Origin of the sequence: Rhodococcus sp. 05-339-2 (assembly GCF_002258965.1) — a bacterium.
Classification (GTDB): domain Bacteria; phylum Actinomycetota; class Actinomycetes; order Mycobacteriales; family Mycobacteriaceae; genus Rhodococcoides.
Genome location: NZ_NOYW01000018.1, coordinates 798,048 through 819,217, shown reverse-complemented (window position 1 = coordinate 819,217; position 21,170 = coordinate 798,048). Strand labels below are relative to the sequence as shown.

Annotated in this window: 21 protein-coding genes and 1 tRNA gene; 11 read left to right on the top strand and 11 right to left on the bottom strand. The window is 65.0% G+C overall.

Features of this window, described 5'->3' with window-relative positions:
- Positions 1-31 precede the first annotated feature (31 nt).
- Positions 32-925 carry a hypothetical protein gene (locus tag CH273_RS21580; protein WP_032398315.1) on the bottom strand — a complete coding sequence of 298 codons (894 nt, stop codon included), beginning with the start codon at positions 923-925 and terminating at the stop codon, positions 32-34.
- A 123-nt stretch (positions 926-1,048) separates the two neighbouring features.
- Positions 1,049-2,446 carry a zinc-dependent metalloprotease gene (locus CH273_RS21575; protein WP_032397691.1) on the bottom strand — a complete coding sequence of 466 codons (1,398 nt, stop codon included), beginning with the start codon at positions 2,444-2,446 and terminating at the stop codon, positions 1,049-1,051.
- A gap of 146 nt (positions 2,447-2,592) precedes the next feature.
- Here CH273_RS21575 and CH273_RS21570 point away from each other — a divergent pair, with 146 nt between their 5' ends.
- Positions 2,593-3,618 (top strand): YlbL family protein, encoded by a 1,026-nt coding sequence (locus tag CH273_RS21570; RefSeq protein WP_032397692.1) that lies wholly within the window; start codon positions 2,593-2,595, stop codon positions 3,616-3,618.
- A 13-nt stretch (positions 3,619-3,631) separates the two neighbouring features.
- Here the strand turns inward: CH273_RS21570 and CH273_RS21565 are convergent, their stop codons facing one another.
- The gene (locus CH273_RS21565) at positions 3,632-4,216 is read right to left on the bottom strand and encodes a PPA1309 family protein (protein ID WP_032398316.1); all 585 of its coding nucleotides are present in this window, start codon (positions 4,214-4,216) and stop codon (positions 3,632-3,634) included.
- Between the two features lie 277 nt (positions 4,217-4,493).
- Here CH273_RS21565 and CH273_RS21560 point away from each other — a divergent pair, with 277 nt between their 5' ends.
- On the top strand, positions 4,494-7,454 hold the full coding sequence (locus CH273_RS21560; protein WP_179275528.1) for a UPF0182 family protein: 2,961 nt from the start codon (positions 4,494-4,496) through the stop codon (positions 7,452-7,454).
- A 152-nt stretch (positions 7,455-7,606) separates the two neighbouring features.
- Here CH273_RS21560 and CH273_RS21555 read toward each other — a convergent pair whose 3' ends face one another.
- Complete coding sequence (locus tag CH273_RS21555) at positions 7,607-8,170, bottom strand: transglycosylase family protein (RefSeq protein WP_032397693.1); 564 nt, start codon at positions 8,168-8,170, stop codon at positions 7,607-7,609.
- Between the two features lie 502 nt (positions 8,171-8,672).
- On the opposite strand from CH273_RS21555, the gene CH273_RS21550 reads away from it, so the two are divergent.
- Together CH273_RS21550 and CH273_RS21545 are read left to right on the top strand one after the other, a co-directional pair.
- Positions 8,673-8,749, top strand: a tRNA-Met gene (locus tag CH273_RS21550).
- A 110-nt stretch (positions 8,750-8,859) separates the two neighbouring features.
- Entirely contained in the window at positions 8,860-9,372 is a 513-nt protein-coding gene (locus CH273_RS21545; protein WP_032397694.1) for a putative immunity protein, read from the top strand.
- A gap of 178 nt (positions 9,373-9,550) precedes the next feature.
- On the opposite strand, the gene CH273_RS21540 is transcribed toward CH273_RS21545, so the two are convergent.
- Positions 9,551-9,748 (bottom strand): hypothetical protein, encoded by a 198-nt coding sequence (locus CH273_RS21540; RefSeq protein WP_256991339.1) that lies wholly within the window; start codon positions 9,746-9,748, stop codon positions 9,551-9,553.
- A 51-nt stretch (positions 9,749-9,799) separates the two neighbouring features.
- On the opposite strand from CH273_RS21540, the gene CH273_RS21535 reads away from it, so the two are divergent.
- On the top strand, positions 9,800-10,345 hold the full coding sequence (locus CH273_RS21535; RefSeq protein ID WP_032397696.1) for a GNAT family N-acetyltransferase: 546 nt from the start codon (positions 9,800-9,802) through the stop codon (positions 10,343-10,345).
- Here the strand turns inward: CH273_RS21535 and CH273_RS21530 are convergent.
- From CH273_RS21530 to CH273_RS21515, 4 genes are all read right to left on the bottom strand, one after another.
- Positions 10,318-11,613 carry an RNA polymerase sigma factor gene (locus tag CH273_RS21530; protein WP_052050268.1) on the bottom strand — a complete coding sequence of 432 codons (1,296 nt, stop codon included), beginning with the start codon at positions 11,611-11,613 and terminating at the stop codon, positions 10,318-10,320. The genes CH273_RS21535 and CH273_RS21530 overlap by 28 nt on opposite strands.
- A 16-nt stretch (positions 11,614-11,629) precedes the next feature.
- Positions 11,630-11,974, bottom strand: a complete 345-nt coding sequence (locus CH273_RS21525) for a YciI family protein (RefSeq protein WP_032397697.1) — start codon at positions 11,972-11,974, stop codon at positions 11,630-11,632.
- A 185-nt stretch (positions 11,975-12,159) separates the two neighbouring features.
- Positions 12,160-13,380 carry an acyl-CoA dehydrogenase family protein gene (locus CH273_RS21520; protein WP_032397698.1) on the bottom strand — a complete coding sequence of 407 codons (1,221 nt, stop codon included), beginning with the start codon at positions 13,378-13,380 and terminating at the stop codon, positions 12,160-12,162.
- A gap of 44 nt (positions 13,381-13,424) precedes the next feature.
- Positions 13,425-14,834, bottom strand: a complete 1,410-nt coding sequence (locus tag CH273_RS21515) for an acyl-CoA dehydrogenase family protein (protein ID WP_032398319.1) — start codon at positions 14,832-14,834, stop codon at positions 13,425-13,427.
- A gap of 143 nt (positions 14,835-14,977) precedes the next feature.
- Between CH273_RS21515 and CH273_RS21510 the strand changes: the two genes are divergently transcribed.
- A complete protein-coding gene (locus tag CH273_RS21510; protein ID WP_032398320.1) occupies positions 14,978-15,346 on the top strand; it encodes a DUF1304 domain-containing protein in 369 nt (122 codons plus the stop codon).
- Between the two features lie 7 nt (positions 15,347-15,353).
- Here the strand turns inward: CH273_RS21510 and hisN are convergent, their stop codons facing one another.
- Together hisN and CH273_RS21500 are read right to left on the bottom strand one after the other, a co-directional pair.
- The gene (gene hisN / locus CH273_RS21505; protein WP_032397699.1) at positions 15,354-16,145 is read right to left on the bottom strand and encodes a histidinol-phosphatase; all 792 of its coding nucleotides are present in this window, start codon (positions 16,143-16,145) and stop codon (positions 15,354-15,356) included.
- Between the two features lie 58 nt (positions 16,146-16,203).
- Positions 16,204-16,695, bottom strand: coding sequence for a beta-class carbonic anhydrase (locus tag CH273_RS21500; RefSeq protein WP_032397700.1), 492 nt, complete (start codon positions 16,693-16,695; stop codon positions 16,204-16,206).
- 224 nt (positions 16,696-16,919) lie between these two features.
- On the opposite strand from CH273_RS21500, the gene prfB reads away from it, so the two are divergent.
- The 5 genes from prfB to ftsX all read left to right on the top strand — a co-directional run bounded on the left by prfB (position 16,920) and on the right by ftsX (position 21,161).
- On the top strand, positions 16,920-18,032 hold the full coding sequence (gene prfB, locus CH273_RS21495) for a peptide chain release factor 2 (RefSeq protein WP_032398321.1): 1,113 nt from the start codon (positions 16,920-16,922) through the stop codon (positions 18,030-18,032).
- 38 nt (positions 18,033-18,070) lie between these two features.
- Positions 18,071-18,970, top strand: coding sequence for a mechanosensitive ion channel family protein (locus CH273_RS21490; RefSeq protein WP_032397701.1), 900 nt, complete (start codon positions 18,071-18,073; stop codon positions 18,968-18,970).
- A complete protein-coding gene (locus CH273_RS21485) occupies positions 18,967-19,413 on the top strand; it encodes a hypothetical protein (RefSeq protein WP_032397702.1) in 447 nt (148 codons plus the stop codon). The genes CH273_RS21490 and CH273_RS21485 overlap by 4 nt, the downstream gene beginning before the upstream one ends.
- 86 nt (positions 19,414-19,499) lie before the next feature.
- Positions 19,500-20,189 (top strand): cell division ATP-binding protein FtsE, encoded by a 690-nt coding sequence (ftsE, locus tag CH273_RS21480; RefSeq protein ID WP_027496574.1) that lies wholly within the window; start codon positions 19,500-19,502, stop codon positions 20,187-20,189.
- A 66-nt stretch (positions 20,190-20,255) separates the two neighbouring features.
- Positions 20,256-21,161: a permease-like cell division protein FtsX gene (gene ftsX / locus CH273_RS21475; RefSeq protein ID WP_032397703.1), complete on the top strand. Its 906-nt coding sequence runs from the start codon at positions 20,256-20,258 to the stop codon at positions 21,159-21,161.
- The last annotated feature ends 9 nt before the right edge of the window (positions 21,162-21,170 follow it).

The following is a 21,170-nucleotide window of genomic DNA, read 5'->3' as shown; positions in this document are numbered from 1 at the left end:
GTCGAGGTGAACTCGCGTTCGGTGCGTTTCGTCAGTGCCAGCAATCGCAGTGCGGATGCTTGGACCACAGCCGTTTGTGCACGGTGGTTCCGGCTGCCGCGAAGTCCAGCTCCATGGTGCAGTCGGCGGTCTCGGGGAGCGCGGCGTCGGAACGGCCGATGAGGTTCTCCAACTGAGCGAACGCGAACGCTGCCGTGGCCAACACCGTCGCGCTGCTGGCTTGGCCGACCGTGCCGAGCAGTTGAGCGGACAGATGTGGCCACTCGGGCTCGAAGTCGCAGCGCGTCAGATCGGCACACCGCAGGCAACTGGTCCGACCGGGCACCACGAAAGGACCGACTATCCCCTTGCCGTCTCGTAGCCGCACCTGCAGATGTGGGGTGCGCAGGCGCACCAGATCGGTCACCAATCGAGGTTCGGCAACCAGATCGTCGGCCAACACCACGACGTCGTAGTTCCAGGACTTCACCACCGAGTGCGGGTAGCGCGTCGGAGTCAGACTCGTCCGACTCACCGTCACTCCGGTACGACTCAGACCGGAGGCCAACGCGTCGGAGATCGGGCCTCGCCCCACCAGGTGGACGGTCTTCACCGCCCCCGATCCGGCCTGCGAGGCACCCGGTGAGGCGTCGGACACCACCGGTTCGCTCGTGCCGTGCAGCAGCAACCCGGAATCCTCCAGTTCGCCGAGCATCGCCGATGTCCGATTGGCGGACATTCCCAATGTCATTGCGTGACAGACGATGTGCGGTCTGGAGTGGCCTGCGGCGAGGAGTCGGAGAATGTCGAGTATCGAGCCCGGCTCGGTGCCGGGAGGTGGAGTGACGACGACGCTGGTCTCGGGATTCCAACCCAACTGAACTGTGCCGTCTCGCCGCGGCAGAATTGCCACCGCAGGATCGAGTCGAACTGTCGGTGTGATCATGAAACACACTCTGGCAGCCCAGACCGCGAAGAACGCCCACTCGGAGCGCGTTATCCACAGGGTGGAAGGGCCTCCGAGCAGGCGTTCGACGAGCTGGATCGAAGCGGTGCGACACCGCCCGGGTCAGGTTGTGGATGAACCTCTGTCGGGACCGTCGTCGGTGCCCTTGTCGTCGTTCTCCGCAGCGCGCTCGGCGCGCTCTTCGGCCTCCTTGGCCTCCATTGCTTCGAGCTGCGCGATCGGGTCGTCGAAGTTCGATGTTCCACCACCGACCACTCGGTCGATGAACGCCGCGGGATTGTCGAGATCCGACGAGTCGGGCAGCAGATCGGGGTGTGCCCACACGCCGTCACGCCCCTCGATGTCGGCGGCGGCGAGGAGCTGACGCCACAGATCGGCTGCTTCGCGGACCTTGCGGGGGCGCAGTTCGAGGCCGACCAGCGTCGCGAAGGTCTGTTCGGCCGGGCCTCCCGACGCCCGGCGGCGACGGATGGTTTCGCCGAGTGCGACGGCACCGGGCAGACGATCGCCGAGAGCGGCCGCCACCACCGTTTCGACCCATCCTTCGACCAGGGCGAGCAGTGTCTCCAGACGCTCGAGTGCATGCTTCTGCTCCGGCGTCGTCTGGGGCTCGAAGGCACCCTGCTGCAGAATCGCCTCGATCTTCGACGGATCGGTCAGCGCGGACGGGTCGAGTCCTGCGGCGGCCTCCTCGATGGCCGAGAAGTCCATCCTGATTCCGCGGGCGTACTCCTCGACGGTGGCCAGAACCCGCTGCCGCAACCACGGGACGTGGCTGTAGAGCCGCTGATGGGCGGCTTCACGAGCGGCGAGGAACACCAACACCTCACGGTCGGGCTGCTCGAGCCCCTCACTGAACGACGCGATGGCCGACGGCAACAACGCCGCCGTCCCCGACGGTCCGAGGGGCAGGCCGATGTCGGTGGACGTCAGCACCTCCTTGGACAGCTGGCCGAGAGCTTGGCCGAGCTGCGAGCCGAACGCCATCCCGCCCATCTGCGTCAGCATGCCCATCATCGGCCCGGCCATCTGCTGGGCCTCGGCGGGCAGTCCGGATGTCCACATCCCCGAAATCTGCTCGGCGACGGGGTCGCACAGGCGCTTCCAGGTGTCGATCGTGTTGTCGAGCCAGTCGACCGGTGTCCAGGCAACGGTCTTCGTGGCACCGGCAGGCAGCGTCGTCGCCCCGTCCAGCCACAGCTCGGCCAGGTGCGCGGCGTCGGTGACGGCCTCCCGTTCGCCCGCCGACACCGGGCTGAAATCGCCCATCTGCTGGCGTGCCAGCTGCTTGGCCAGGTCGTAGTTCACCGGCCCCGAACCGGTTCCGCCCGCAGCTCCCATTCCGCTGAGCATCTGACCGAACTGGGTGAGCATCTGGCCCAGCTGTGCGGGGTCGAAGCCCTCCGCACCGAACCCGAAGCCGGCAGGGTTGCCGGAGCCGTCCGGATCCTTCTTCTTGTCCGGGTCGTCGTCGGGGGCACCGAAACCAAAATTGCTCATGACTCAACGGTACAAGCCCGGAGAACGGAGAGAGTGGTGGATCGTCACGCTGACGGCGAACAGTCGGACCCGTGTGAAGCCGGCACCGACGCACTCGGTAGGGGCGGTCTGCACCGTGGACTTCGTTCGGATCTAGTGTCTACGGAGTGAACCGAAGGATCGCCACTCTCGTCGCTGCGCTGGTGCCCGTGGTGGTGCTGGGCGTCACCGGTTCGGTCGTCACCGTTCCCTTCGCCGCACTCGGCCCCGGACCGACGTACAACACTCTCGGCGACGTCGACGGGGTGCCCGTGGTGCAGATCGACGGAACCGAGGTCGACCCGACCACGGGTCACTTGAACATGACGACCGTGGCCGTGCGTGATCAGCTCAATCTGTTCGAGGCTCTCGGCTTCTGGGCGAGCGGACGCCAAGGCCTGGTCCCGCGTGAAGAGGTCTATCCGCCGGACATGACGAAAGAAGAAGTGCAGGAGGGTAATCAGGCGGATTTCGAGCAGTCCGAATCCAGCGCCGAACTGGCTGCTCTGCACCATCTCGATCTCCCCGTGTCACTGGCGGTGGCCAGTGTGGCCGAGGACGGCCCCGCTGCAGGCGTGCTGAATGTGGGGGACACGCTGGTGTCGGTCGGCGGCACGCCCGTCGCGACTGCATCGGCCGTTCGTGAGGCCGTCAGTTCCAGAGCGCCGGGCGATTCTCTCGACATCGAGTACGTGCGAGACGGGTCGACGCAGACCAGCGCAGTGGTGCTCGGTGCTCGGCCCGACGATGCATCCCTCGGATACCTCGGAGTCACGCCCGAGGAGCAGCCGGACGTGCCGTTCGACGTGAAGTTCAACCTCGCCGACGTCGGCGGTCCGTCGGCCGGACTGATGTTCAGCCTCGCCGTGGTCGACAAGCTCAGTCCCGGGGAGCTGAGCAACGGTGAGTTCGTCGCGGGCACCGGAACGATCGACGCCGACGGTACCGTCGGGCCGATCGGCGGCATTCCCTACAAGCTGATCGCGGCTCGCGAAGCGGGTGCCACCACGTTCCTGGTGCCGGACGCCAACTGTGGTGAAGCCCAACAGAACGTTCCCGACGGACTGCGTCTGGTGCGCGTCGAATCGTTGGACAGTGCTGTCGACGCTCTGCAGGCGATCGGCTCCGGCGGCGACGCGCCGTCCTGCAGCTGACCGGGCCCTGCCGCTAGTCGTCGTCGTCGTCGACGACGTCGAACGTTGCGTAGAGGCCGTGCACGACGTTGGGGGCCAGATCCTCGGCGATGCGAAGGTCGATGGGCGCGAACGGATCGGCGTCCTCGTCCGGGTGCAACTGCAGCAACGTCAGGGACGGGCCGTCCTTGAGCACCGCGACGATCAACCGAGCATCCCGTTTCTCGGGATGGTTCTCGGCGGCCGAGCGTGCGGCTTCGTCGGCTGCATCGGGATCTGCGAGCAACGGCATCAAGGCATCGTCGAGGGTCGATTCGGCAGTCGGTGGAAGCACGACTATCTCCTGAACCAGGGCGCATCCGACCACACCCTCGGGCCACGTGGAGGTGGCGAGGAACTCGTCCAGGGCGGGGGAGCCGCCGGTGATGTCCTCGGGCAGCGAGTGCTGCTGGATCGGCGTCAGTGCGGCACCGTCGGCGAGATCGTCGAGCAGGCCGGGCTCGGCCGCGGCGAGCGCTGCGGTCGGCACCAACGCGAACATCTGCGGGGCCTGGTGCCATCCGCCCGCGTCGACGAAATCCGCCACCTCGCGGGCACATCGAGCCAGAGCCTCCGCCACGTCCTGCCCACCCGACTCCGGGTCGAACTCGCTTCCGAAATCGTCTCTGCCGGGCAGTCCGTTGCTGTCGTTGCTCACCGCACTATCCTCGCATTCCGATGGTTCTGTTCGACGCGACGCTCCTGACCTGGGTTTGGCAGTGGCCGCAGTACGGTTGTCGCAGCCGTAGGATCAACGTACGTACAGTAGGGCGAAACGGACATGCGGTGCACACTGAGTGCATCGCCGAAGTCATCTGCGGTGCCGATCGGCGCCGCCCGAAGTTGGAGTGTGGCACGTGGGCATGAGGCCCCCCACCGGTATGCCGTCCTTGTCGCGGCGAAGCCGGATCTTGCTCGTATTGGCCTTGGTGGCAGCAGGTTTGCTACTCATCGGTCCCCGTCTGATCGACGTGTACACCAATTGGCTGTGGTTCGGCGAAGTCGACTTCCGTGGCGTGTACACCACCACTCTGCTGACGCGGTTGGTGATCTTCCTCGTCGTTTCCCTGGTCGTCGGACTCATCGTCTTCGCGGCACTGCTGTTGGCGTACCGCAATCGGCCGGTGTTCGTTCCGGTCGCCGGTCCCAACGATCCGATCGCGCGGTACCGCACCACGGTGATGAGCCGTCTGCGCCTGTTCGGCATCGGAATTCCGGTGGTGTTCGGTTTCCTCTCCGGCATGATCGCCCAGACCAACTGGGTGACGGTTCAGCTGTTCCTGCACGGCGGGGACTTCGGGATGACCGATCCACAGTTCAATCTCGACGTCGGGTTCTACTCGTTCGATCTGCCGTTCTACCGATTCATCCTCAACTGGCTCTTCGTCGCCGTCCTGGTCGCGTTCTTCGCGAACTTGGTGACGCAGTACGTATTCGGCGGAATCCGGCTCGCCGGACGTGAGGGAGCCCTCATTCGCGCAGCGCGGATCCAGCTCGCCGTCCTGGCGGGCAGCTTCGTTCTGCTCAAGGCCGTGGCGTACTGGTTCGACCGCTACACCCTGCTGTCGAGCAGTCGGAAAGAACCGACGTTCACCGGTGCCAGCTTCACCGACATCAATGCGGTGTTGCCGGCCAAATTGATCCTGCTCGCGATCGCCGTGATCTGTGCCATCGCGTTCTTCGCAGCTATCTTCCTGCGTGATCTTCGAATTCCGGCGTTGGCCACTGCGCTGCTGGTGCTCTCGTCGATCCTGATCGGTGCCGTCTGGCCGATGGTGATGGAGCAGTTCTCGGTGCGCCCGAACGCGGCGGACAAGGAGAGCACGTACATCGAGCGGAACATCGCGGCCACCAGAGCGGCGTACGGACTGACCGACGACGTGGTCACCTATCGGAACTACTCCGGTGAGGCGGCGTTGAGCCCCGGCGAGGTGGCGTCGGAGTCGGCCACGATGTCCAACATCCGTCTGCTCGACCCGAACATCCTCGCGCCCACGTTCACCCAGCAGCGTCAGATCCGTAACTTCTACGGATTCCCCGACACTCTGGCCGTCGACCGGTACCCCGATGCCGACGGCAACCTGCGCGACTACGTCGTTGCTGCCCGTGAGATCTCACCGCAGACCCTCGACGCGAACCAGCGAGACTGGATCAACCGCCACACCGTGTTCACGCACGGCAACGGTTTCGTCGCAGCGCCGGCCAACTCCGTCGACGAGGCCGTCGCCGACGAATCCAGCGGCGGACGCGGCGGTTACCCGAACTACCAGGTCAACTGGATCGAGAACGACTCCGAGGGCACCATCCGAAAGGACGGGCCCGGCGACCTGGACCAGCCGCGCATCTACTTCGGCCCGGTCATCGCGAACTCCGACGCGGACTACTCGATCGTCGGTTCCACCGGCGAGCCTCGCGAGTACGACACCGACAGCAAGAGCTACACCTACACCGGTGCAGCAGGTGTCGACGTCGGCAACTTCTTCAACCGGCTCGTCTTCGCCAGCAAGTACGCCGAGCGCAACATTCTGTTCTCGAGCGTGATCGGCGACGAGTCGAAGATCCTGTTCAACCGTGACCCCCGCGACCGCGTTCAGAAGGTCGCACCGTGGTTGACCACCGACGGATCGACCTACCCGGCGATCGTCGAGGGCAAGCTCGTCTGGATCATCGACGGGTACACCACGCTGGACAACTTCCCGTACGCCCAGCGGATGTCGCTCGAGGACGCCACGGCCGACAGCATCGAGTCGACGACGACACGAGCACTGCCGAGCCGAGAGGTGTCGTACATCCGAAACTCGGTGAAGGCCACCGTCGATGCCTACGACGGCACCGTCAAGCTCTACGAGCAGGACGAGAACGATCCCGTGCTCAAGGCATGGGAAGGCGTGTTCCCGGGAACCGTCATCCCCAAGGACCAGGTGTCCGACGAGCTTCGTGATCACTTCCGTTACCCGGAAGATCTGTTCAAGGTTCAGCGTGAACTGCTGACCAAGTACCACGTCAACGATCCGCGAGAGTTCTTCACCAACAACGCGTTCTGGGAAGTTCCGACCGATCCGACCGCAGAGAACACCGCGGCCAAGCAGCCTCCGTACTACGTCGTCGCATCCGACATCTCCAACGAGGAGAATCAGGCGTCGTTCCAGCTGACCAGTGCGCTGGTCGGATATCGCCGAGAGGTGCTGGGCGCGTACGTCAGTGCGGATTCGGACCCGGAGAACTACGGCAAGATCACCGTGTTGCGATTGCCGACCGATACGTCGACTCAGGGTCCCAATCAGGTGCAGAACCAGATGACGACCACGACGGACGTATCCGAGAGTCTCGGCATCGTGCGCCGTGAGAACACCGTGGAGTTCGGCAACCTGCTGACACTTCCGGTCGGCAACGGTGGATTGATCTACGTGGAACCGGTGTACGCCTCTCGAACCAACGAGGCGTCCGCTTATCCGCAGTTGATTCGAGTACTCGTCTCGTACGAGGGCCGCGTCGGGTATGCCGCGACACTGCCCGAGGCCATCGAGCAGGTGTTCGGAGCGGGTGCCGGACGCACGGTCACCGCACCCGGTGAGACCGACGGAAATACGCAGCCCGGCGCTGTTCCCGAAACCGCGCCGTCCGACGGTGGCACGCCTGCGGCAACTCCTGTCCCCGCCACCGGCGGTTCGGCGACGAGGGATGCTGCCGTTTCCGGTTTGAACGCTGCACTCTCCGCTGTGCGCACTGCGCAGCAGAGCGGAAATCTGGCGGAACTCGGCACTGCGCTCGAGAACCTGCAGACCGCGGTCGACACGTACAACCGGGCCGGCAACTGATCGGGTCGAGTCAGGTCTGCTGACCCGAACCGGTCGATACGAGCGAAAGGGCCGCCTCACCGAATGGTGAGGCGGCCCTTCCGTCGTTCGTCACCTGCTCGCGCGTGAGATACGAGGCAACGTGAGAGGCAGTTCGACGAACTGCCGGGTGATCAGCGTCCGATGGGCGCGAGCACCGGGGCGTTCGCTGCAACGAGGTGCTGGAACTGGGTGCTCAGGCCGTACTGGTCGGCGAGCTTGGACGCCGCGTCGAACACGCCCTGTGCAGCCTGCGTGGCTGCTGCGGCCTCGGGAGCCACGACCGGTGCCGGTGCCGGTGCGGGAGCCGGCTGCGGAGCCGGTGCGGGAGCTGCCTCGGGCTCGGGAGTGGAGGCACCCTTGGTCAGCTGCTGACCGCACACGGGCCATGCGCCCGGTCCCTGACTCTGCAGGGTGTTCTCCGCGACGCGGATCTGCTCGGCCTTGGATGCGTTGGCCGGCGATCCGGTTCCGCCGTTGGCCGTCCAGGTGCTCTGCGAGAACTGCAGGCCACCGTAGTAGCCGTTTCCGGTGTTGATGCTCCAGTTGCCACCGCTCTCGCACTGTGCAACTGCGTCCCAGTTGTTCGAGGCTGCGTTGGCGGTTCCGGCTGAAACGCCGAGGGGGATTGCTACGGCGGCACCTGCGATGGCGACCAATCCGAGAGCGCGCTTGCCGAAATTGTTCTGTGTGGTCATGCGGGGTGAATCCTCTCCGCGCTCGACTGGCGCGACTGGCCTGCAATCACCTCGCCGGGATGTACGGCGTTCGTGACCAGGCACTTCGTATCGTCGCGGCTCTGCCCCCGTACGTATTGGGGACCACACCCGCGGGGCAGAGCGAAGGAAGCGGCGGGGTGGTGCAGGCCCAGCGGTTTAGGGCCGCCCGTGAAGGTAGTCGAGGATCTGCTCACCGTCACTGAGCCGGAATGGGACAGTCGTTGTCCACATACTGGGACTCAAGGGGGTATTTCGGCAGCTCAGGCCCGGTCGTGGCGCTATTGTTTCTACTTCGTAACCCGACCGTTATGTGACTCGAAACACGCACGAAAAGAGACGCGGAGCACTATTTCGAGCCGCCTACGGCATGATAAGCGCGAGCCACAACCTGCCGCGGTGCACTTCGTCGAGTGGGTGACAGCGCTCGGAAGTCACGTGATTTGCATTGGCCGTACGCACGGTAGTAACTTCGTAGTTGCAACGCGGGGTGGAGCAGCTCGGTAGCTCGCTGGGCTCATAACCCAGAGGTCGCAGGTTCAAATCCTGTCCCCGCTACCACTGACGAAGACCCAGGACTTATGTCCTGGGTCTTTTTCGTATTCTCGTATGTGTAGGAACGGCCCGTTCGGCCCGAGGGCGAACGCGATACCGTCGAAAGGACGACTCGTGTGATTCTTCCCGCCGTCCGAGACCCTCGCCTCATCACCGTGCAGCGCGGCGGACTTCTGTCCGAAGACGACCATCGGAGCCTCGCGCTCTGGGCGGCCGAGTGTGCGGAACACGTCCTCCACTTGTTCGAGACGGTCCGACCCGTCGACCCGCGACCACGCGAGGCGATCGAGGCCACCCGTGCGTGGGTGCGCGGCGAACTCGCGATGATGGCCACCCGCGCCCTCGGTGGCCACGCCATGGGAGCAGCACGGCCGCTCGTCGGTTGCTCTCGCTTCGCCGCGTACGCCGCGGGCCAGGCAGCCTGCGTGGCTCACGTACCCGAACACGAGCTCGGAGCAGCCGCCTACGCCATCAAGGCAGCGCGGGCGGCGGCACCCGCAGGCCGAGAGACGAGTGCAGGCAGGAAAGAGCTCGAGTGGCAGCGTGACCGGCTTCCGAACAGCGTGCGCCGGCTGGTGTTGGAAGACCAGAAGAGAAGAAGCAGCATCTGTTGGTCCGTGTTCGACTGATCCCGGCTACCGGTCGGTGTGTTCGAGCATTTCGGACAGTGCCGCGACGGTGGACATCCCGCGTCGGGCACGGCCGTCGTCGAGTCGAGACCTGGTGCGCGACAGATGATTCCGATCGACGTCCACCGACCGATCGTGTGTCGTCGTGGTCCGGGCGTGACGACTGGGTACCGTCGGTTCAGTCCGAAACCTGCTCGCGGGCATCGTCACTGGTGACCGTGTCGGGATCCTCGCCGTCCTCGGAGGCGTCGGCGGTGAGGTCGACCGTGTCCACGCCCTCGAGTGCCGTCAACTCCTGTTCGGCCTCGGCGATGAGACCCTTCGCGTTCTCTTCGATCTTCTTGACCCACTCGGCCATGACGGTCACACCCTTCACTCGATTCCGTACCACCGGTCTACCAGATTTCCTCCCCGTAGGATCCGGCGTGTGCGAATACGAACCTCGCGTCTCGACCTCGACGAGCCGGCCGTCGCCGATCTCGATGAGTTGTACGCTATCTGCAGCGACCCGCAGTCGTGGACCCACTTTCCGAGCCTGCGGCACACCGATCCCGGCGTGACCGAACGAATGGTGCAGGGCTGGTCGGATCAGTGGCGGCGGGATGGATTGTCCACCTGGATCATTCGTGAGCGCGGCAGCCGCACGGTCAGTGGCTACGGCGGATGTTCGAAGCGCCGCAACGCCTTCTGGAATCTCGGCTATCGCCTCCATCCCGACGCGCAGGGCAACGGGTATGCCGCGGAGATGTGTGAGATCGCAGTCGAGTGCGCGCACCGAACCGAGCCCGAACTGCCGATCGTGGCATACCTGCTCGAACACAATGTCGCGTCGGCGCGGGTGGCCGAACGCGTAGGCCTGGAGTTGATCACCCGCGGACCCGACGTCGGCAATCCGGATGTCGACGCAATTCGCGTGGTGTACGCGGACCGTGCGTTGACGGCAGATCAGGTGGACGCGGTTCTGTCGGCCTGACTGCGGCAGGTGCTCACTTCCGTGAGCCGACGTCGGAGCAGGCGCTTCTCCGGTGCGGTTCGGGCGAAATCCAACGCACTGCGATACTCCACCGCCGCCTCCTCGAACCTGTCGAGTCGTTGCAGCAGATCGGCTCTCGCCATGGGATACGGATGATATCGGCGCAACGACGCCTCGTCGGCAAGCCGGTCGAGCTCTCGCAGACCGGGCTCGGGACCGTCGCGCATCGCCAGTGCGACAGCCCTGTTCATCGCGACGATCGCATTCGGTGTCCGTGTCATGAGCACGTCGTACAGCGCAACGATCTGGGGCCAGTCCGTGTTGTCGGTGTCGGGTGATTCTGCATGCAGCGCAGCGATGGCCGCCTGCACGGCGTACGGACCGCCCCGGCCGCCGCTGAGGGCCTCGACCACGAGTTCCGTCCCTTCGGCGATGATCTCGGCGTTCCAGAGTCCACGGTCCTGATCTGCCAACAGCACGATGTCGCCATCCGAGTCGGTGCGAGCGTCGCGTCTGGCGTCGATGAGCAGCATCAACGCCAGCAGGCCTGCCACCTCGGGCTCGGTCGGCAGTGCGGTGTGGAGAAGTCGTCCCATACCGATGGCTTCGGAGACGAGATCGACTCGCCCGACACTCTCACCCGAGGTCGCCGAATAGCCCTCGGTGAAGATCGAATAGACCACCTCGAGCACCATCGGCACCCTGCCTGCCAGCTCGTCCGGGCCCGGGAGGCGAAACGGAATCCGTGCGGCCCGAATCTTGTTTTTGGCCCGCACAATTCGCTGCGCCGCCGTGGCCGGAGGGATGAGCAACGCACGGGCCACCTCGCCGGTACCGAGACCGGCCAGGCATCGAAGCGTCAACGCGAGTCGGTCACCGGCCGCAAGCGCCGGGTGTGCACACGTGAAGAACAACTGCAGCCGGTCGTCGGGCAGAGCATCGTCGAGCGAATTCGGGCTGCTCGGTTCGCTGCGATCCGTATCCGCCTGCAGCACTCCGACTTTGGCGGCCAGGTTTTGATCGCGGCGCAGCCGATCGACCGCTTTCCGGCGGGCAGTGGTGAGTAGCCACGCCCCCGGCCGTGACGGGACGCCATCGACCGGCCAGTGTTTCAGGGCCGACTCGATGGCGTCCGAGGTCACTTCCTCGGCGAGGTCGAGGTCGCGGTACCGCTGTACCAACGAGGCGAGCAGAATCGAGCGCTCGGCTCGGAAGACCGATTCGAGCGCTCGATGAACCCCCGACTCGTTCACCGAGGAATCCTGCATGGCGGGACTGCGCCGGTCAGAATTCTGCAAGGGGCCGCACGATCACCGCGCCGCCGTCCTTGGAGCCCGGGCATCGGGCCGCCCACTCGAGTGCCGCGTCCAGGTCGGGGACGTCGATCACGTCGTAGCCGCCGAGAACCTCGTGCGACTCGGCGTACGGGCCGTCGGTGACGGTCCGTACCTCGGTGCGCGGATCGACGCGCACCGCGGTGGCGGTCGTCAGATCGGCCATGGCGTACCCGGAGACGAAGACGCCGGCTTCCTTCATCTCTTTCTCGTAGGTCATCCAGTCCTCGACACTGCTGCAGCCCGGTGCTGCTCCGGGCGTGGTGTCGGCGTTGATCAAGAGGATGTACTTCATGGTGCGCTCCTGGGTTCGGTACCTCGTTGTCGCGGCGCGAGTCGCCGTTCACGATGACGACGTCCGGCAGACCACGATATCGACACCGTCCCAAAATTTTTCTTTCCGACGCACGAAAAACGGCATCGGACGCGGGGTCCGATGCCGTTTCGCGGCGACATCTCGGCTCGACGACGAGCCAGGTATCACTTCAGTTCTGCGGACGACTTCCCGAGTACTCGACGAGCAACGATCAGCTGCTGGATCTGCTGAGTTCCCTCGAAGATGTCGAGAATCTTGGAGTCGCGGCTCCACTTCTCGAGCAGCGGGCGCTCGGAGTAGCCGTAGGTACCGGCGAGTTCCACTGCCTTGAGGGTGATGTCGACTGCCGAGCGGCCCGCCTTGGCCTTCGACATCGACGCCTGCAGCGAGTTGGGCTCCTTGTTGTCGGCCATCCACGCTGCCCGCAGTGCGAGCAGATGTGCTGCTTCCCAGTCCGCTTCGAGGCGGAGGAACTCTGCAGCCGCCGCGTGCTGGTTGTAGGCGGGTGTCTCGTACGAGATGTCGACTCCGGCATCGACCAGGATCGATCGCAGCTCTTCGAGTGCCGCCCGCGCCACACCGATGGCCATACCGGCAACCAGGGGGCGGGTGTTGTCGAAGGTCTGCATGACGCCTGCGAAGCCCTTTTCGACGTTCACCTCGGCGGTGCCGAGCAAATTGTCCTTCGGGATGCGGCAATCCTCGAGCAGCAGCGCAGCGGTGTCGGACGCCTTGATGCCCAACTTGTGCTCGAGACGTGCAACCGACAGGCCCGGTGCGTCACGCGGAACGACGAACGACTTGATGGCCGCGCGGCCGAGTGACTTGTCGACCGTCGCCCATACGACGATGTGGGTGGAACGCTCACCGGCGGTGACGTAGATCTTCTCGCCGTTGAGTACCCACTCGTCACCGTCGAGGACGGCGGTGGTGGTCACCGCTGCGGAGTCCGAGCCGAAGCTGGGCTCGGTGATGGCCATCGAGGCCCACACCTTGCCGAAGCGCTCGAGCTGCTCGTCGGTGGACACCGCTGCGATGGCCGAGTTGCCCAGGCCCTGGTAGGGGATCGACAGCGTCAGGCCGACGTCGCCCCAGCAGGTCTCGATCACGTTCACCAGGGCAGACATGTTGCCGCCGTTGGCGTTCGCGGTCTTGCTGGGCTTGGCCGACTCGCTGTCCTTCTCGCGGCCACCGGCGGCTCCGCCGATTTCGCCACCGGCGTCGGACATGCCTTCGACCATCGACGCCATGGTGTCGAGCTCGACCGGGTACTCGTGCTCGGCGAGGTCGTACTTGCGGGAAATCGGGCGGAAGATCTCGGCAGCGACCTGGTGAGCCTGATTCGCCTGCGCCCGAAGCTTCTTGGGAAGTTCAAGATTGATCATGGTGTGTGTCCTTGGGTGAGTGCCATGGAATTCGGGGCGGACGGCTAGATGAGAACGATGCCTTCGGCGACGCCGACGGATCGCAGATCGCGGTACCACCGCTCCACCGGGTGCTCCTTGGTGAAGCCGTGACCGCCGAGCAACTGGACGCCATCGGAACCGATCTGCATGCCCTTCTCGGAGGCGAGTCGACGCGCGAGCGCCGATTCGCGGGCGAACGACAGTCCCTGCTCGGCCCGCGAAGCGCCGCGCAGCGTCACCAACCGCATGCCGTCGAGCTCGATGGCGATGTTGGCGACCATGAAGGCCACGGCCTGTCGGTTGCTGATCGGCTCGCCGAAGGCCACACGCTCGTTCACGTAGGGGACGACGTAGTCCAGCACGGCCTGGCTCGTACCGACGGCCAGTGACGCCCAGCCCAGTCGTGCGAGACCGATGGCAGCGCTGTACTCGGCGGCCCGCTGGTCCGCGTCACCGTCACCGAGCAATGCCGACTCGGGAACTGCGACATCGGTCAGGATCAGGCGACCGAGTCCGGCAGCGCGCAGTCCCATGCTCGGATCGGCCTCGACGACGAGACCCTTCGAGTCGGACTCGACGATGAAGAATGCCGGGCGGCCTTCGAGTTCTGCGGCGACGACGAACAGCTCGGAGCTGCCTGCAGCAGGCACGAGGCTCTTGACGCCGTTGAGCTTGTATCCGCTGGGGGAGCGAACGGCCTTGGTCTGCAACGCATACGGATCGAAGAGCGCGCGGGGCTCGTTGACGACCACCGCAGCGTTCGGAACCTTCTCGCCCACGAACGCGGGCAGGTAGGTCTTCTGCTGTGCGTCCGTTCCCCATTGGGTCAGCGCGACGGCGACGCCGGAGGGGGCAAGGATGGGCAGGGCCAGGCCCATGTCGCCGTGCGCCAGCGCCTCGGCGACGAGCGAGTTGGTGACGGCCCCGCGCTCGGTGGCAGCGCCGTCGAGCTCCTCGGGAACGTTGATGAGGGTGATGCCGAGTTCGGCGGAGCGACGTACGAGGTCCTCGGGCGAGGACGCGTTGTGGTCCGCATCGAATGCGGCAGGCCGGAGGATTTCCTCGGCGAACTCTTTGACCGTCTCGACGATCATGCGCTGCTCGTCGTCGGGCGTCAGGTCGAAGTAGCTCAGGTTCTTGGCGGCACCGTCGTCGAGACGCTTGGGCTTACCGCCACCGGTGACCTTGGCGAACGTGCGATTTGCCGCGCCGAGCGTCTTGAACCCGGTCTTGGTGCTCTCGTACGTCACCCGGTCGATCGTCTGACGAAGGTTGTACTTCTCCGCCAGTTCGGATCCGGTGATGGCGGTCAGAACGCGCATCGCGGTTCCGATCGCATCCCTCTTGAACGGGTTGAGGCCAACCGCAGAAGTATCGCGGGGCACCTTGGGGGCCTTCGCGTCGACCACACTGTCTTGCTTGCTCATGATCACCAGTTCCTCGGCGTCGGTCACGGACTCCACAGATCTTACTCCCGAGTAAGATAGCTGTCTACTATCGAGTAAGTTCACGCACCGAGCCGAGTGGTTGCCGAGTGCATCACGCCAGGCCGGGCTGGATATGGCACGCTGATCCGGTGCATCCGATCGCCCAGGTTTTCGCCGGCCTCGCCGCGGCCCTCCACGTCGTCATATTCGTCATGGAGAGCGTGGCCTGGTCCAGGCCCGCAGTATGGTCGCGTTTCGGCGTCGCCAGTCAGCACGACGCCGACGTCGTCAAACCGATGGCCTTCAACCAGGGCTTCTACAACCTGTTCCTGGCCATCGGCATCGTGGTCGGCCTCGTCGTGGGCGGCTCCGCGGGCGACGCCATCGTGTACTTCGCCTGCGCGAGCATCGTCGGCGCGGCACTCGTGCTCGCGACCGGTGGCGCAAAGTACTTTCGAGCGGCGTTCGTTCAGGGCATCACACCGCTGATCGCGCTGGTTGTGGCTGCAGTTCTCTAGGCGAATGTCAGGCCCGAGGGGACAGGTGCTCGAGGACCGCGTGCTGCAGTAGGCCGTTGGTGGCCACGGCACTGCCACCGTGTGGGCCCGCGGTGCCGTCGAGCGCGGTGAACTCGCCGCCTGCCTCGCGCACCAGGACATCGAGGGCCGCCAGGTCCCACAGCGAGACCTCGGGTTCGGCGGCGATGTCGACTGCCCCCTCGGCCACGAGGCAGTACGAGAAGAAGTCGCCGTAGCCGCGTACCCGCCACACGGAGTCGGTCAGATCGAGGAACCGATCTCGGGTGCCGAGGTCGGCCCAGCCGGACAGGCTGGAGAAGCTCAGGCTGGCCGACGACAGTGCATCGACCTTCGAGACCTCGATCCGGCGTGGGGTGCCGCCGTCCGGTGCCGTCCAGGCCCCCTGATCGAGTGCGGCCCACCAGCGTCGGTTCAGGGCAGGCGCGCTGACGACTCCGACTCGCGGTACGCCGTCGTCGAGCAACGCGATGAGGGTCGCCCAGACGGGCACGCCGCGGACGAAGTTCTTGGTGCCGTCGATGGGATCCACCACCCACTGGCGGCCGCTGAAGGTCGCGGTACCGCCGAACTCCTCGCCCAGCAACGCGTCGGTGGGGCGCTGCGCACCCAGCGAGTTGCGGATTGCCGTCTCGACGGCCAGATCCGCGTCGGACACCGGGGTGAGATCCGGCTTGGATACGACCGACAGGTCCATGGCGAGAAACCGTCGGCGCGTGATGGCGTCCGCCTCGTCGGCGAGAGTGAGGGCGAGAGCAAGATCGGAGGAGTAATCGGTCACCGGAGAAGACTATCGCCGCGCACGGGCTGCTCGTACGCGGCGACATGGGTGGTCGGGCCTATTCGGTGACTTCGTTCAGCTTTCCGGTTGCGACGTCGAAGACGAAGCCTCGAACGGATTCGTGCTTCGTGACGAACGGGCTCTGCTCGATGCGGGCGAGCGACTGGCGAACATCGCGGTCCAAGTCGGTGAACGACTCGGCAGCCCAGTGTGGCTTGATGCCCGTCTCGTCCTGTAGATCTTTCTTGAACTCGTCGTCGGTGAAGGTGAGCATGCCGCAGTCGGTGTGATGGATCAGGATGATCTCTTTCGTGCCGAGCAGACGCTGACTGATGGCCAGTGAGCGAATCTCGTCATCGGTGATGACACCGCCCGCATTGCGGATCACGTGGGCTTCGCCGTCGTGGAGACCGAGGATGCGGTAGACGTCGAGTCGGGCGTCCATGCACGCCACCACTGCCACGTGCTTCGACGGCGGCAACGGCAGGGGACCGTCGAACGTCTCGGCGTACGCCTTGTTGTTCTCGAGGTACTGGTCGGTGACGGTCATGCGACGCTCCTGTGTACTGCGGGTGTGGCCGGCACCGGGCGGTGGCAGGCATGTCGAGATGCGAATGTGTCGATGAGCCGAAAGCTAGCAGTCCACCGATGGCCTGACGAGAGTTGAAATCTTCGCGGTTCGAACCCTCGACGTCGGTCTCCGTTCGGCTCGTGGGGGCCGGGGGAATCGGGGGCGGTCGGGTTCGGGTTCGCGTGCCGGTAACCTTGACTCTCGTGCATCCCGACGTTTCTGCAGACCTGGCCGAGCTCGACACCACTCTGTCCACCGTCGAGTCGGTGCTCGACGTCGAGGAACTGCGGCGACGCATCGACGAACTCGAGCATCAGGCGGCGTCGCCGGACCTGTGGAACGACCAGGAACACGCGCAGCAGGTGACCAGCCAGCTGTCCCATGCGCAGGCCGAGCTTCGCCGCGTCGAAGAACTCAGGCAGCGCCTCGAGGACATGCCGGTTCTGTACGAGCTCGCCGAGGGTGAAGAAGGCGAGGCAGCCGAATCCGCCACCGCCGATGCCGACGCCGAACGCGCCGCGCTCCGGGAGGACATCGCAGCCATGGAAGTGCGGACCCTGCTCTCCGGTGAGTACGACGCACGCGACGCACTGGTCAACATCCGTTCCGGTGCAGGCGGAATCGACGCGGCCGACTGGGCCGAGATGCTCATGCGTATGTACATCCGCTGGGCCGAGAAGCACGGCTACGGCGTCGAGGTCTACGACACGTCCTACGCCGAAGAGGCCGGTATCAAGAGCGCAACGTTCGCGGTCAAGGCTCCGTACACGTACGGCACGTTGTCGGTGGAACAGGGGACGCATCGGCTGGTGCGGATCAGCCCGTTCGACAACCAGGGTCGTCGCCAGACCTCGTTCGCGGAGGTGGAGGTGCTTCCGGTCGTAGAGACCACAGACCACATCGAGATCCCCGAGAACGACATTCGCGTGGACGTGTACCGCTCGTCCGGTCCCGGTGGGCAGTCGGTCAACACCACCGACTCCGCCGTTCGGTTGACGCACATCCCGACGGGGATCGTGGTGACCTGCCAGAACGAGAAGTCTCAGCTGCAGAACAAGGTCTCGGCCATGCGGGTGCTGCAGGCCAAGCTGCTCGAGGTCAAGCGCAAGGAAGAGCGTGCCGAGATGGATGCGCTCAAGGGTGACGGCGGTAGCTCCTGGGGTAATCAGATGCGCTCGTACGTTCTGCACCCGTACCAGATGGTCAAGGATCTGCGTACCGAGTACGAAGTCAACAATCCGTCTACAGTTCTCGACGGGGACATAGACGGATTCCTGGAATCGGGAATTCGTTGGCGAATGCGAGGGGAGCAGTAGATGACCGGTCATTGCGCAGGATCCGCTCCGTCGTTCCGATGACCAGCTGGCTGAACCCGACGCTCGACCTGAAGCTGAACGCCCTCGGGATCGTGCTGTACATCCTGGGCGGAATGCTGGCCGCGCGGTTCGTCACCTGGACCGGGTCCCGCATCACTGCCCGAATCGATCAGAACTACCAGCACAGCGATGCGCTCGTGCGGTCCGAGGCCGCCAAGCATCGGCACGCGCTGGCCCAGGTCATCACCTGGGTCGTGGTCACCCTCATCTACATCCTCGTCACCATCGAAGTGCTGCGTCGCTTCGGATTCGGCGTCGGCGGGCTCGTGGCACCCGCGACGGTCATCGGCGCAGCGCTCGGCTTCGGTGCTCAGCGCGTGGTCCAGGACATTCTGGCCGGGTTCTTCATCATCACCGAACGTCAGTACGGATTCGGTGACGTCGTGCAGATCGCCGTCAACGGTTCTGCCGAGGACGCCGAGGGCACGGTCGAGGACGTGACACTACGCGTCACCCGGGTCCGCAGCGTCGACGGTGAGGTCATCACCGTGCCGAACGGGCAGATCGTCAAGGCGATCAACCTGTCGAAGGATTGGGCGCGCGCCGTCGTCGACGTTCCCGTGCCGAGCACCGCCGATCTCACCCAGGTGAATGCGCTGCTCCGATCGGTCGGCCGCGACGCGTTCGCAGACGCTCGGTTGCGTCCGCTGTTGCTCGACGAACCGACCGTGATGGGTGTGGAGAGCATCGAGGTGGGACAGGTCAACGTTCGCCTCGTTGCGCGAACATTGCCGGGTAAGCAGTTCCAGGTAGGACGAGAACTTCGAGTCCGAGTGGCCGCCGCGCTGCGACCCGAGGGCATCAGCGTTGCTCCCGACGTCAGTACGGCCGGGGTCGCGCCGGAAGCGTCGGGACGAGATCGGACGGAGGATCGATGAATACGCCCGATACCGGAACCGAAGGGCCGCAGCGGAACTGGCGACAGTGGCGCATTCCGGCCAAGATCAACGGCCGCGTCCGCACGTCCACAGTCGCGTTCGGGATCTGCTTCGTGCTCACCGGTCTGTGGTACGGCCAGGTCAGTGCAGAGATCGCCGAGAGGGACAGTGAACGTATCCAGGGCCCGGTTGCCGTGGACCCAGGCGAACTCACCCCCTACACCCAGCCGCAAGCCGTGGAACCGACCTATTCGAGTACCACCGTCACACCCACTCCGACTGCCACCACCGATCCCGACGGATCGGGAAGCGTCGACGAATCAGGGCAGCCGGCGACCACGACGACCCTGCCGTCGACGACCACCGCGCCGTTCGGTGTCCCGCTGCCACCGGTGATTCAGTCGCTGATACCCAGCCAGCCTGCGCCGACGTCGTCTCGCTGAGGCATCCTTTACCGTCTCTCGGGACTCGCCGCGGTGCTCCCTCGGTTCCGGCGGTTACCGGACGGTAAGGACTACACTGGCGACCCGTGATCAGCACCTCGAATGTCTCCAAGTCTTACAAGACCTCCACCAGGCCTGCCCTGGACAAGGTGACGGTCTCCATCGACAAGGGTGAGTTCGTGTTCCTGATCGGTCCGTCCGGTTCGGGCAAATCGACGTTCATGCGGCTGCTCCTCAAGGAGGAGACGCCCACCTCCGGCGACATCCACGTCGCCGATTTCCACGTCAACCGACTGGCGGCCCGACGCGTCCCCCGGCTGCGGCAGAGCATGGGCTGCGTGTTCCAGGACTTCCGCCTGTTGCAGCAGAAGACGGTGGTGGAGAACGTGGCGTTCGCTCTCGAAGTGATCGGCAAGCCGCGCTCGATGATCAAGCGCACCGTTCCCGAAGTTCTCGACCTGGTGGGACTCGGCGGTAAGTCGGATCGTCTGCCCAACGAGTTGTCCGGTGGAGAACAGCAGCGGGTGGCGATCGCTCGCGCGTTCGTCAATCGTCCACTCGTGCTGCTCGCGGACGAGCCGACCGGAAACCTCGATCCGGACACCAGCCAGGACATCATGCTGCTGCTCGAGCGCATCAACCGCACCGGAACCACGGTGCTGATGGCCACCCACGACAACCACATCGTCGACTCGATGCGCCGACGCGTCGTCGAACTCGACAACGGACGAGTCGTTCGTGACGAGGCCCGCGGGGTCTACGGCGTCGGTCGCTGACGCCGCCGCCGACTCAGGACCGCACAGACGTCACGACCGAACGAATCGAAGGGCTCGGATTCCGCGATGCGCGCAAGTTTCATCTTCAGCGAGGTCCTCACCGGACTTCGCCGCAACATCACCATGACGATCGCCATGATCTTGACGACCGCAATTTCTCTGGGCCTGTTCGGCGGAGGGCTGCTCGTGGTCCAGATGGCGGGAAAGACCCAACAGATCTTCCTCGATCGGGTGGAGGTGCAGATCTTCCTCACCGACGACATCTCGGCGAGCGACGCCGATTGTGCGCAGGAGACCTGTGCCACCCTGCGATCGGATCTCGAGAGCACTCCGTCGGTGGTCTCGGTGCAGTACCTCAATCGTGAGGATGCGGTGAAGGACGCCACCGAGCGCGTGTTCAAGGATCAGCCGGAGTTGGCCGAACTGGTCAGTGCCGACAGCTTTCCCGCGTCGTTCAAGGTGCGTCTGAGCGATCCCGAACGGTTCGGGGTCATCAACGACAACTTCGAGAATCGACCGGGCGTGCAGAGCGTTCTCAATCAGCGCGATCTCGTCGAGCGTCTGTTCAGTGTGCTCAACGGCGTGCGCAACGCGGCTTTCGCCATCGCCACGGTGCAGGCGATCGCGGCAATCCTGTTGATCGCCAACATGGTTCAGATCGCTGCGTTCACCAGACGAACCGAGGTGGGCATCATGCGGTTGGTCGGTGCCACTCGGTGGTACACGCAGTTGCCCTTCCTCCTGGAGGCGGTGGTGGCGGCGTTGATCGGCTCGGCGCTCGCGATCGCCGGCCTGTTCACCGCGAAGAACATGTTCATCGACGACGTTCTGTCGGATGTGTATCAGGCCAACATTCTGGCCCGAATATCGAACAGTGACGTTCTGCTCGTCTCGCCGTTCCTCGCGCTGGTGGGAGTGGGCATGGCTGCGGTGACGGCGTACATCACGCTGCGGTTGTACGTGCGCGAATAAAATCGGTTG

Excerpts from the sequence above, each read along its gene's own strand:
- CH273_RS21575 (WP_032397691.1), bottom strand. The coding sequence starts at position 2,446 with ATGAGCAATTTTGGTTTCGGTGCCCCCGACGACGACCCGGACAAGAAG.
- CH273_RS21530 (WP_052050268.1), bottom strand. The coding sequence starts at position 11,613 with ATGCAGGATTCCTCGGTGAACGAGTCGGGGGTTCATCGAGCGCTCGAA.
- CH273_RS21485 (WP_032397702.1), top strand. The coding sequence starts at position 18,967 with ATGAATACGCCCGATACCGGAACCGAAGGGCCGCAGCGGAACTGGCGA.
- CH273_RS21520 (WP_032397698.1), bottom strand. The coding sequence starts at position 13,380 with ATGATCAATCTTGAACTTCCCAAGAAGCTTCGGGCGCAGGCGAATCAG.
- CH273_RS21490 (WP_032397701.1), top strand. The coding sequence starts at position 18,071 with ATGACCAGCTGGCTGAACCCGACGCTCGACCTGAAGCTGAACGCCCTC.
- ftsX (WP_032397703.1), top strand. The coding sequence starts at position 20,256 with ATGCGCGCAAGTTTCATCTTCAGCGAGGTCCTCACCGGACTTCGCCGC.
- CH273_RS21555 (WP_032397693.1), bottom strand. The coding sequence starts at position 8,170 with ATGACCACACAGAACAATTTCGGCAAGCGCGCTCTCGGATTGGTCGCC.
- CH273_RS21500 (WP_032397700.1), bottom strand. The coding sequence starts at position 16,695 with ATGACCGTCACCGACCAGTACCTCGAGAACAACAAGGCGTACGCCGAG.
- CH273_RS21580 (WP_032398315.1), bottom strand. The coding sequence starts at position 925 with ATGATCACACCGACAGTTCGACTCGATCCTGCGGTGGCAATTCTGCCG.
- CH273_RS21525 (WP_032397697.1), bottom strand. The coding sequence starts at position 11,974 with ATGAAGTACATCCTCTTGATCAACGCCGACACCACGCCCGGAGCAGCA.